Genomic DNA, 11,639 nt, shown 5'->3' on the forward strand with positions numbered 1-11,639 from the left:
AAAAAGAGCCCTAGGGCTCTTCTTTACATCAGTGGGGCAAAAATTCTTAAAAAGGCATAAATAATTTTAATATACCACGGCATCTTTTCTAAACCTCTTGCGCTAACAGGGATAGAAACAGCGAGCGTCTTTAAATAATCGTCACGGATGTCTAAAACACTCGTTGTCTTATATAACCATGTGGCACATTCGTAGTGAAGATATAGACTGCGATAGTCTAAATTAATCGTCCCAATAACGGCGTATTCATCGTCAACAATGAAATTTTTCGCATGGATGAACCCCGGCTCATATTCGTAAATTTTAACGCCATTATCAATGAGTTCGGAATAGTTCGCACGTGTTACACTATGGACATACCACTTATCTCCGTGATGAGGCGTTATAATTTTTACATCGACATTTCGTTTCGCTGCCTGAGATAGAGCCATCGTCATTTCATGGTCTAAAATTAAATAGGGGGTGGCGATGTAGACATAAGATTTTGCATTGTTAATCAGGTTGAGATAAACATTGGCACCAACGGTTTCGCGGTCAAGTGGAGAATCGGTATACGGTTGAACGAAGCCATCCGTTTGAAAGGGAGCGGGATGATAAAGATGGGGTTTAAAGTTTTCAAAGTCTTCATTGACTTTACGAATGTATCCCCACATGGTTAAAAACATAATAGTAAAGCTCCAAACAGCATCTCCTTTTATCACAATGGCGTTATCTTTCCAGTGACCGTGTTTATCAATGGCATTTATATATTCATCGGCTAAATTAATTCCTCCGGTAAAGGCTGTATGGCCATCAATGACACATATTTTACGGTGATCCCGATTATTCATGCGAATGGTTAGGAGGGGAACAAAAGGATTAAAGATACAGCACTTAATTCCCATTTTTTCAAGTTGTTGTGGATAGTCGGTTGGGAGCGTAAATAAGCATCCAAATCCATCATAAATGACGCGGACATCGACGCCTGCAGCCGCTTTCTCTTTTAAAATATCGAGGATGGTATTCCACATCACGCCTTCTTCAATAATGAAGTATTCAAGGAAGATGTAGTGTTTAGCCTCCTTCAGCTCTTTTATTAAACGTTCAAATTTTTCTTCCCCAATGCTTAAGTATTCACTCGTTGTTTGTTGATAAACAGGGCACATCGCGTAGTTGCTCATATAGGCTGACTGATTGGCTGCCCGCAGGTCGGTTTGTTCAAGTGTTTTAAAGACTTGTTCATCTTGTTGTAAATGCCAGTTCATCTTTTTAAGGATGGGCTGCATTTCGCTTAAAAATTGTTTTCTTAAATGTTCACTACCAAATAGTAAATAGAAGAGTCCCCCGAAAATGGGTAAGGCCATGATAGGGATAATCCAGGCAATCTTATAAGCAGGATTTAGTCGGTTATTCACAATGGTCATCACGACAATAATACTAAGAATGATACAAAAGGCATAAAAGTAAACAAAATATTGTTGGAACCAGGCAATGACAACAATTAAAGTAAGGGCTTGTAGGGCAATTAAAAGTCCCGTGAATCCAATCGGTCCTAAAAGAATTCTTAAAACTTTTTTCACTCGTACGTCTCTCCTTCTTAAACAATTAGTTATATAATGGAATTTATTATAGCAAAACCTGAGACACTCGTAAATAAAAGATGGTTGATTACAAGGGTCAAAAATCGGATAAAAACGGTCATCTCCGAAAATAGAGGTTCTCTTTTTGTATATGTCGCCTACCTAGGAGATATGACGGCTTTATTTAGTTGCCAATCGGCATCCTCTTTTTTTGAGATTTTTAATCAACTGTTTTCCAATCAATTGATGTCGCTGTGGGATGCCTCCCCATCGTTTTTTTATGTTTAACTAGAGGAATGTCCTTTGTTAGCGCGCAGCAACCTGTCCTTTGAATCTGTAGACGGATTGTAGCAACCGGAGAAAGGCGGGGATGTCTTTTGAAGACAGATTTGGAACTTTAGGCGAAGATGAAGTATAATATAAAACAAGTCAGCCATTAAGGAGGGATTGCTTTGGATCGGTTTAAAAAGTTTATGGAAGATCGAACAGGTGTCGATCACCTGTCACTCGCGCTATTAATTTTATCCATTGTTTTAGTACTGATAGGAATGGTGTTTAGATGGTCGATGGTTCGCTTTCTGTCACTTATCCCATTAGTGTTGTGTTACTATCGAGCTTTTTCAAAGAATAAGTTGAAGCGACATCAAGAAAATATTTTATTTTTAAAATATTGGTATCCTATTCAAACAAAGATGATGAATAAATATCGACACCTAAAGGCCCGAAGACAGTATAAATATTTTAAATGTAAAGAATGTGGACAACAATTACGAGTTCCACGAAAAAAGGGAAAAATCGAGATTACCTGTCCAAAATGTCGTCATACGTTTATCAAGAAAACATAAGTGAATAAAAGGATCTATTCGATAGGATAGATCCTTTTTTATGCGGATTAATAGGAGGATGTTACATGATTTTTCCCGCTAACTTTTTAGGCGTTTAATCGGTGGAATCAAGCCACAACGTCTTATTCGTTTCCGATCACATTTATGTTGAGAGTTTTAGAGGTTTTCTTTATGTAAAGCAGGGAGAAGCTAGTGTAATCGGGTGTCGGTCTTAGTAATGAAAGGAAGATTTTTTGAATACAATGTAGGGATAGCGGGATTATTGGGGAGGGATAGTATGAAAATCTGTGTTTATGCGATTTGCAAGGATGAAGCGCAGTTTGTGAGTAGGTGGGTGGATTCGATGTCTGAGGCAGATGAAATTTATGTTTTAGATACGGGGTCCACCGATCAAACAGTAGCACTACTAAAGGAAAGAGGGGTCATTGTTGAACAGAAGGTTATTACACCTTGGCGATTTGACGTGGCTCGAAATGAGTCTTTAAAATTGGTTCCAGAGGATTGTGATGTGTGTGTATGCACCGATTTAGATGAGGTGCTAGAACCGGGTTGGCGTCAAGTGATTGAAAAGCTTTGGAAAAAAGGGGTGACGAGGGGGCATTATCGGTATACGTGGAGTTTTAATGAGGATGGAACGGAAGGTTCCGTTTTTGATTATGATAAAATTCATACACGTCATCACTACCGTTGGACGCACCCTGTACATGAGGTGTTAGAATATTTAGGCGAAGGGATGGAACGCGTCGTCTATTTGACAGGCATTCAGTTAAATCATTATCCGGATCGAACTAAATCACGCGGGCAATACTTACCCCTTCTAGAATTATCGGTTAAAGAAAATCCCAATGATGATCGAAACGTGCATTACCTTGGGCGTGAATATTTCTACTATAATCGTTATGATGAAGCCATTACGACCTTGAAACGTCACCTTAGTTTGCCAACTGCCACTTGGGATGCTGAGCGGGCCGCCTCGATGCGATATATTGCGAAATCATATGCGGCACTCAAAGAGCCGGAAATGGCGAAGACATGGTTTTTTAAAGCCATTAAGGAGGCACCTTATCTTCGAGAGGGATATATTCAACTCGCGTTACAGTTTTATAAAGAGTCTGACTGGTTCGGCGTAGCCTATGCCGTGGAAAATGCTTTAAAGATTAAGGAACGACCACTTTCTTATATTACGGATCCAAGTTCTTGGGATGCAACACCCTATGATTTAGGAGCCATTAGTCAGTATTATCTTGGGAACTATGAGCAGGCACTCATTTATGCGCAACTGGCCCTTAATTGTGCCCCTCAAAATAAGAGATTAAAGTCGAACTATGAATTAATCGCTAAAGCGTTAAAGTAAAGGAAAAAATGACTCCTTTTTGATCTCATTTTTTAAAGCTCAAACATGGAACTTCCATTAAATAAATCGTAATCCCCATTAAAGCACCCCGCATGGAGACATCCATGGGGGGTGCTTTTTTTCTCACGTTAAAGGGGGCATCGTATGCGACCTTTTGGGGCATGAGGTTCGAAAGCTAGGATGAATGATTGAGTCCCGTCTAAAATGAAGGAGGGGATTGCTGCTTAAAGGAAGAAGTGGTGTGAAAATGATGGCAATTTTACAAAATAATTAAAATATTCTTTAAAAGACAAATTTTTCATTACACTTCTATAACAGAGGATAAATTTGTATTATAATGAAAGTATCGTTTAAGGCAAAGAGGAGGGGGGACGTGTTGGAGATGGAACAGACGTATCATCGGTTATTCGTGTGTGCGAAACGATGTAAACTTGCTGCAAGCTTAGATGGGTTCACGGATGCCGGAATCGTAGGTTATTTTATTAAACTTCCATTTAAGTGGTGGTATAATCATCAATTTAAACAATTAGGCGAGCTCATTGACAAGGCCAATGAACAGGGGTTAACTAAGAAATTAGCGCACTTTGAGGAGTATGACAATGAATCTATTTTATACGGGCCTAGTCAATTACAGGCACTAGCGTATAAGCAATATGACCATCGACTAAGATATTTTGAAAAATTGATGAACGATGTGAGTGAACGATTAAAGGAAATGGATGAAGATAGGAAAGAGGGATGAAGTTGAAAAAAATAGGAACAATGGCTGTCGTTGCTTTAAGTTTATGGGTTGGAGGATGCCAATCGCCGCATTCACAGGAAGAGTCGGAAAGTTTAAGTGATTATTATTTTAAAACGTCAGAAGTCTTAGCGCAGGGAGAAAGCGTCGCTGTAAATAAACTCCCTCAAACGTTAGGAGAGGCGACCGAGGATTTAGGAACCATTAAAGTCTTCGAAAAAGGAGATGAGAAGTTAACGGTTGAAGTCAGTGCGGATCAAGTGGCTAGCCTCATGTATGATTGGCACGATTCGATGAGCAAATTAACTGTTGCACAAGAGAATATGGTAAGTAAGACTTCGGTTGTCGCAAAGGATGAAGCGATTAGGGACCTTTTAAATGAAACACCGACAAAGATGTTAGGGAGTTATCAGGAAGTTGCGAGTCGGATGAGTGAAGAGACAGTAACGATCGATGAAATTCGTTCGATGTTCAATATTGAGCCTGAGGTAAGTGAGGAGGTCAATGAGGACCTATCTGAAGTCACAGATTATTCTTTTGTTGTTGGGGATATGGATGAAGTGATGCATGCCTATACGCTTAAAGGGGAAGACAAGGTGATTAAATTAACTTACGGCTCAAATGTAACAGGAGATATTTACACGACACTTTATCAAGACAATGAGCCGTTGTATATCACGTCATCTACTCGTACGACGTTAACCGAGCAAAAACAAATTTTTGATGGCTTACATCAATAATAAAAATCAACGGGTTCCTCGTTGTTAGGGGGCCAAAGACATAAGGGGTTATTTGTTGTCAAATATGGATACATCAATGTTTTATCGTGTTCCAGTTATCAAATAATTACTCATAACGAAGCCATCGAGGTTTACGATACCTTGATGGCTTTTTCTATGACTATCAGGTAAGTTGGTCGTATGGAGTGGGTCACTTATCCCTGATGAAACATTAAGAGAGTGGTTATGATTTGTTAGTTGATGATGCTAATCGGGATCAATGAAAGGGTTAGCGTGAGCGGAAATGTATGATTAGGAGAGGTTACCTTCTTTTGAATGAAGATGAGAGCAAACAGGATAAATGAGGTTATTGGACAATACTTAAGTGCAACTATTGTCATTTACCTCTAGGATATGGTTTATGAGTTAGGAATCCTTTATAATAGAACTAGTAGAAGAAAATATAGAGTGAAGAAGAAAGGAAGAGAAAGTCAAATGACGTTAGCCCTATTACCACCTAAGATGGATTTTGTATTTAAGAAAATTTTTGGAAATGAGAAGCATCCGAACATCCTCATTTCCTTTTTGAATGCGGTATTGAATCCGAGTGATCCCATTAAATCAGTCACTTTACAGGATACAACTATTGATAAAGAGTATCTTACGGATAAATATAGCCGATTGGATGTGCGGGCAACGACGGATAAAGGGGAACATATCAACATTGGAATTCAACTCGATAATAAATACAATATGATTAAACGAAGTCTTTATTATTGGAGTAAATTATATGAGGGTCAATTAGAGAGTGGGAACGACTATCAAAAATTAGCCCGTACGATTTGTATCAACTTGATTGATTTTAATTTATTGAACCATGATAAATTTCATAGTGTTTATCGTTTAAAGGATTGTGAAACCCATGAAGAGTTAACAGATATCATTGAATTACACTTTATTGAGCTAAAGAAAATGAAACATGTGAAACATGCGGACGAGGTCAAAAGTAAGCTAGAAGCGTGGTTACATTTTATTAATCAACCTGATAGTGAAGTAGTCAGAGAATTAGAAGCGGTTGAATCTGAAATCAAATCAGCTAAAGCGGAGTTAATTCGATTAAGTGGGAATAAAGTGGAAAGAGAATTGTTTGAAAAACGTAGACAAGCGATGCTAGATGAAGCGAGTGCCTTAGCCTTTGCAGAGGAAAAAGGGGCAAAAAAAGAGAAATTAGAAATTGCGAAAAATTTAATTCAAAAAGGGTTAGACAATGGTTTTATCGTAGAAACAACAGGATTATCTTTAGAAGAAGTAGAAGCTACGAGAACCAAAATGTAGGTATAATACAGTAAAAGCATGTAAAGAGCCAAGTGCCAGGTGAGGTGCTTAGCTCTTTTCTGTTTAGTCGGAATGGAGTTCATGGGATGAATGACTGTTAAATTTCTTTTGAGGATAGCTGTATATCTTTCTATAAGGGCATTTAGGGCAAGTAAAGTGAGATGAAAATGAAATGTTTTATGGAGAAGGTAAAAGATAAAGGTAAGGTGGAAAGGTTATCCCTTTTAGCCCTAACATAGATGTTTCAGGACAATAAATTTTATCAATTCGCCTTGGATAGAAGGATTTAATTAGTTCCTCTTTCTGTAATTTCCTGGTTCCCTAGTTTAAAATATAACTAGGGAGAGGCATAGGTAGAGCAGAAATAAGATAAATCGTGGTTATCATAGTTAGTCCCCCCAGTTTATCTCAATCTAAATAAGTAGAATAACCAATAAAAAAACATTATCTCAACTCAGGGTCATTCCGAACTCAGATAATGTTTTTTTACGTTGCTCATCTTTACGGAAGTGTATGTTTGGGAACCTCTACACTACGGGACTACTTAGTATTTACGAGATAAATGTATCCACCGCTACTATGAAAAAAATATCACTGTCTTGTTAAGGGAATGGATTAGCAATAAAGGAATAAAGTTTAACGTTTACTATAAAATTAAAAGGAGAGATAGACGCATCCATCTCTCCTAGGTGTAGTCCGCAAACATCCACCGCTATTCACTATATATAGTATATATTTAGTTTTAAAAAAAATGCAATAAATTTTATGATCTTATAAAGTTATTTAACTCTAATAATTTATTGTTGGTATCTGTATGAATTATTTTTGAATAAATATGATATGGAAATTTTAATCGATATGTTTTTTTTATAGTTTTGAGGTTAGTAACTAATTTTTGAATTTCAGCTTTTGGTTCCTTAATGACTTATAGGAAAAAAGTGATTTTTTGATGGAGGCTTTGGATGTGAGGAGGGGAGATAAAAAAGAGGAATTTCTTTTCATTTCCACGACAATATATGAGTAAATGCACATATATTCAACTCAGGTGATAACTATTATCATTTGTATGAAACTATGCTAAAATAGACATAACATAGGTAAAGTATGTTTTTAAGGAGGAGTTTTATGAGAAAAAGAGGATTGTTTATTGCCGGCTTGATGTCCACCCTTTTGCTACTTGTTGGGTGCGGGACTGATCAACAGAAGGCAGATGAAGTTGATAAAGTCAAAGTTGTAACGACGCTATTTCCCCAGTACGATTTTACGCGTGCTATCGGAGGAGATAAGGTAGATGTTTCCTTATTATTACCTTTTGGGATGGATTCTCATTCTTATGAGCCAACCCCAGCTGACCTCATTAATATAAATAAATCCGATTTATTTATTTATACAGGTGAATCTATGGAACCATGGGCGCATAGTATTATTGAGAGTGTTGATAATAACGATGTTTTAGTATTAGATGTTTCAAAGGGTGTTTCGCTAATTGCCCCAAACTGTACGATTGATGAACATGACCATGAGTCTGAAGAAGACCACGATCACGAGTCTGAAGCGGACCACGATCATGAAGCAGAGGTTGAACACGATCACGAATCTGAAGCGGACCACGATCATGAAGCAGAGGTTGGACACGATCATGAATCTGAGGAAGATCATGACCATGGGACAATTGCAAAAGAACATTCAGACCACGATGGGCATGACCATACATACGATCCTCATATTTGGACAAGCCCTAAAAATGCGATGATTATGGTGCAAAATATTTTAGAGGCTTTATGTGAGGTAGATCCTGAAAATGCGGACTACTATCAAGCAAATGCCGATGCCTATTTAAATGAGTTAGAGGCGTTAAATCATGAGTTTGAAGAGGTCGTAGCTCATGCTAAACGTCAGACAATTTATCATGGTGGCCGATTCGCGATGCAATACTTAACAAATGAATACGGAATTAATTATATTAGTGCACCATTTGAAGCTGAACCAAGTGCAGCCCTTGTTGCTCAAATGATTAAGGAGATGAAAGAGCAACAAATTCCAGCGATTTATTATGAAGAACTTGTGGATCCAAAAATTTCACAAATGATTAGTGAAGAGACAGGAGCTCAGATGTTATTATTACATTCATGCCACAATGTTTCTAAAGAAGAGTTTAATCAAGGGGTAACATACCTTTCGTTGATGAAACAAAACGTGGAAAATTTAAGAGTGGGACTGAATTAATATGGCAATTTTATCTTGTAAAAATTTAAATGTACAGTACGATAATCAAGTGGCGTTGAAAAACGTGAACTTTGATTTAGAGGATGGCGATTATTTATGTATTATCGGAGATAATGGTTCCGGAAAGAGTACATTAATGAAATCCATTTTAGGATTGGTAACGCCGAAATCAGGGTCTATTCAATATGGGGCCCAATTAAAAAATCACGATATCGGTTATCTTCCACAACAGACGATTGTTCAACGGGATTTTCCCGCTTCGGTGTACGAAGTCGTGTTATCGGGGTGCCTCAATAAACGGGGATGGCGCCCGTTCTATTCGAAAGAAGAAAAACAGCGTGCTCTGAATAATTTAAAAAAATTAAAGATTGAACATTTAAAGGATAAATGCTATCGTGATTTATCAGGAGGACAGCAGCAGCGTGTGTTAATTGCGCGTGCGCTTTGTGCTTCAGAGAAGATTTTATTATTAGATGAGCCTGTAACAGGGCTTGATCCTGTGACGACTCAGCATCTGTATGAGATTATTGAGGAGTTGAATCGGGATTACAAGATGAGTATTATTATGGTCACGCATGATATGAATAGTGGGTTAGAACATGCGACGAAGATTTTAAGGTTAAATAAAGAAGTTGTATTTTATGGGACACCGGATGAGTATTTATGTTTTACGAATTCGTGCCATCATATAGGAGCGGTAAAACATGTTTAGTATTTGGCAAGAAATGTTTTCTTATAGTTTTATGGTTCGTGCTGTGTTAGTCGGTAGTGCCGTCTCATTATGCGCAGCCTTGTTAGGAGTTAGCCTTGTTTTAAAGCGATATTCGATGATTGGGGACGGGTTATCTCATGTCGGGTTTGGGGCTCTTTCTATTGCGATGGCTTTGAACTTGGCTCCGTTGAAGATAGCCGTTCCGGTTGTTGTTATTGCGGCCTTTTTCTTACTGCGAATCTCTCAAAATAGTAAAATTAAGGGGGATGCAGCTATTGGTTTGATTTCAAGTAGTGCTATTGCGATTGGGGTGACAGTCACGTCGCTTACGAGCGGACTGAATGCAGATATTAATAGTTACATGTTTGGGAGTGTCCTTGCGATGACTTCTAGCGATGTAAAGATAAGTATTGTTCTTTCAGTCATTGTATTTTTATTATTTCTTATTTGTTATGATCGTATTTTTGCCACGACCTTTGATGAGAATTTTGCAAAGGCAACAGGTGTTAATGTAGAGCTTTATAATATGTTAATCGCCTTTTTAACCGCGATTACGATTGTACTTGGAATGAGGATTATGGGAACGATGTTAATTTCGAGTTTAATTATCTTTCCTGCCTTAACATCGATGCGTATTTTTAATAGTTTTAAACGCGTTATGATTTCTTCTGGAATTATTTCAGTGGCGTGCTTTTTTATTGGGATGACTGTCTCTTTCTTATATTCGACGCCGGCAGGTGCGAGTGTTGTCTTAGTTAATGCAGCTGTTTTTCTTCTATTTAGCGTGATTGGATCATTCATGCGTCGCATCTAAAAAAGTTGTCTCCGATGGAGGCAACTTTTTTTATGAATGAAGAATTCTATTGATGGAGGGTAGAAGGAGGACCGTAAATCGAGGGTGGTTCTTTTAAGAAATAGGAAAAGGGTAGCCAAAAGGGCTACCCTGAGAAGGTCAAACAGAAAATGTGGACGAGTGTTTATGTAGTTGAACTTTTTCGTAATTGTTGGATGGTGTTTAAAGGTAATCCCGTTTTTAGCGAGATGGTTTCATCATCTAAGACGTCTAAAAGATTCGTGGCAATTTCTAAATCTCGTTCTATTTTTCCTTCATCTCGTGCAGTTTGTAGACGACTCGTCTCATCAAGTAACGCTTTTAAACGCACTTCATAGTATAAACGAAATTGCTCATTACAACTTAGGACGAGCAGTTCATCCTTTGCCTCACGAATCGTTTCATCCTGGCGTGCTAATTCATAGCTAACTTGACTTTCGGGATGTTTAATAAATCCAAGCCATGCCTCTAACTGGTTCTTAATCTCGCTTGACTGTTTTATGTCTTTTATTTTATTAAGTTCAATAAAATGAAGTTCGAATAAATCACTTAATATTTCATTTCACTCGCGTTCTTTTAAAACGTAACAGCTATGGTATTCAAGTGTATCAAGTAGATCAAAGTCTAGGAGGTTAATACAAACTGTTCGTTCTAATTTTTGATAGGGATTTCCACCTTGGAGTTGCCCAGAAAACAACCGACTCCAATAAAATAAACTGTGTTCAATCATGTTCCTTTCATCCGCTACCTGAACCTCAACATTAATTAACTCCCCTTTGTTTGTCTTAGCTAAAATATCTAACGATCCGAGTTTATCATTTTTATATTGTTTATCAATCGTTCGATCCTTGAACGTAATTGAAGTAATTGGTTCATCAGGTGTTAACACCGCATTTAAAAATGAAATTAACAATTCCGGCTTTTTCTAAGCCCTACTATTGGAGGATAGCCAAGAGCTTTCGCTACTTGGCGCAGGGAACCCAGGCCCTAGCAGTTGAGGATATGTACGGGCTATGCCTCGTACGCCAGGGAACCCGTTCCCAAACAGTCCCTTGAACACAAAGTCCATGGTCGGTGGTAATAAACACAGGTCCATTCCCTACTAGTTGAGGATAGCTAAGAGTTCGTTACACTCACTCCTTAGCGTAGGGGACCCACGTCTTCTCCATCTCCCTTCACTTGTTTTATTAAATCATTCAAATTTTTCATTTTTATGTTTCCTCCAATCATTATAACATATTCAAGATGTTCGGACATCTTTCTATCTTACAGTACGCGTATAAATAGAGATTTCCTTTTTTTAAGTTTAAACATTTTA

At 37.9% G+C, this 11,639-nt stretch carries 9 protein-coding genes and 1 pseudogene; 8 read left to right on the forward strand and 2 right to left on the reverse strand.

What is annotated here, in order from left to right:
• Positions 1–23 precede the first annotated feature (23 nt).
• Positions 24–1,559, reverse strand: a complete 1,536-nt coding sequence (gene cls, locus AC6I0I_RS02100) for a cardiolipin synthase (protein WP_262953805.1) — start codon at positions 1,557–1,559, stop codon at positions 24–26.
• Between the two features lie 452 nt (positions 1,560–2,011).
• Between cls and AC6I0I_RS02105 the strand changes: the two genes are divergently transcribed.
• The 8 genes from AC6I0I_RS02105 (at position 2,012) to AC6I0I_RS02140 (ending at position 10,303) form a co-directional block, all read left to right on the forward strand.
• A complete protein-coding gene (locus AC6I0I_RS02105) occupies positions 2,012–2,404 on the forward strand; it encodes a hypothetical protein (RefSeq protein WP_161831053.1) in 393 nt (130 codons plus the stop codon).
• Positions 2,405–2,681: 277 nt separating this feature from the next.
• Positions 2,682–3,758: a glycosyltransferase gene (locus tag AC6I0I_RS02110; RefSeq protein WP_161831054.1), complete on the forward strand. Its 1,077-nt coding sequence runs from the start codon at positions 2,682–2,684 to the stop codon at positions 3,756–3,758.
• 376 nt (positions 3,759–4,134) lie between these two features.
• Positions 4,135–4,500 (forward strand): hypothetical protein, encoded by a 366-nt coding sequence (locus AC6I0I_RS02115; RefSeq protein ID WP_262950730.1) that lies wholly within the window; start codon positions 4,135–4,137, stop codon positions 4,498–4,500.
• A 2-nt stretch (positions 4,501–4,502) separates the two neighbouring features.
• On the forward strand, positions 4,503–5,237 hold the full coding sequence (locus AC6I0I_RS02120; RefSeq protein WP_161831056.1) for a hypothetical protein: 735 nt from the start codon (positions 4,503–4,505) through the stop codon (positions 5,235–5,237).
• Positions 5,238–5,711: 474 nt separating this feature from the next.
• Positions 5,712–6,551 carry an Rpn family recombination-promoting nuclease/putative transposase gene (locus AC6I0I_RS02125; RefSeq protein WP_497993650.1) on the forward strand — a complete coding sequence of 280 codons (840 nt, stop codon included), beginning with the start codon at positions 5,712–5,714 and terminating at the stop codon, positions 6,549–6,551.
• Between the two features lie 1,125 nt (positions 6,552–7,676).
• A complete protein-coding gene (locus AC6I0I_RS02130) occupies positions 7,677–8,777 on the forward strand; it encodes a metal ABC transporter solute-binding protein, Zn/Mn family (protein WP_161831057.1) in 1,101 nt (366 codons plus the stop codon).
• A gap of 1 nt (position 8,778) precedes the next feature.
• On the forward strand, positions 8,779–9,489 hold the full coding sequence (locus AC6I0I_RS02135) for a metal ABC transporter ATP-binding protein (RefSeq protein ID WP_161831058.1): 711 nt from the start codon (positions 8,779–8,781) through the stop codon (positions 9,487–9,489).
• On the forward strand, positions 9,482–10,303 hold the full coding sequence (locus tag AC6I0I_RS02140) for a metal ABC transporter permease (protein WP_161831059.1): 822 nt from the start codon (positions 9,482–9,484) through the stop codon (positions 10,301–10,303). Before AC6I0I_RS02135 ends, AC6I0I_RS02140 begins: the two co-directional genes overlap by 8 nt.
• Positions 10,304–10,466: 163 nt before the next feature.
• Here AC6I0I_RS02140 and AC6I0I_RS02145 read toward each other — a convergent pair.
• Positions 10,467–11,234 (reverse strand): annotated as a pseudogene (locus AC6I0I_RS02145) (Rpn family recombination-promoting nuclease/putative transposase).
• Positions 11,235–11,639 lie beyond the last annotated feature (405 nt).

The sequence above is a fragment of the Turicibacter sp. St.80E1 genome (assembly GCF_059728495.1).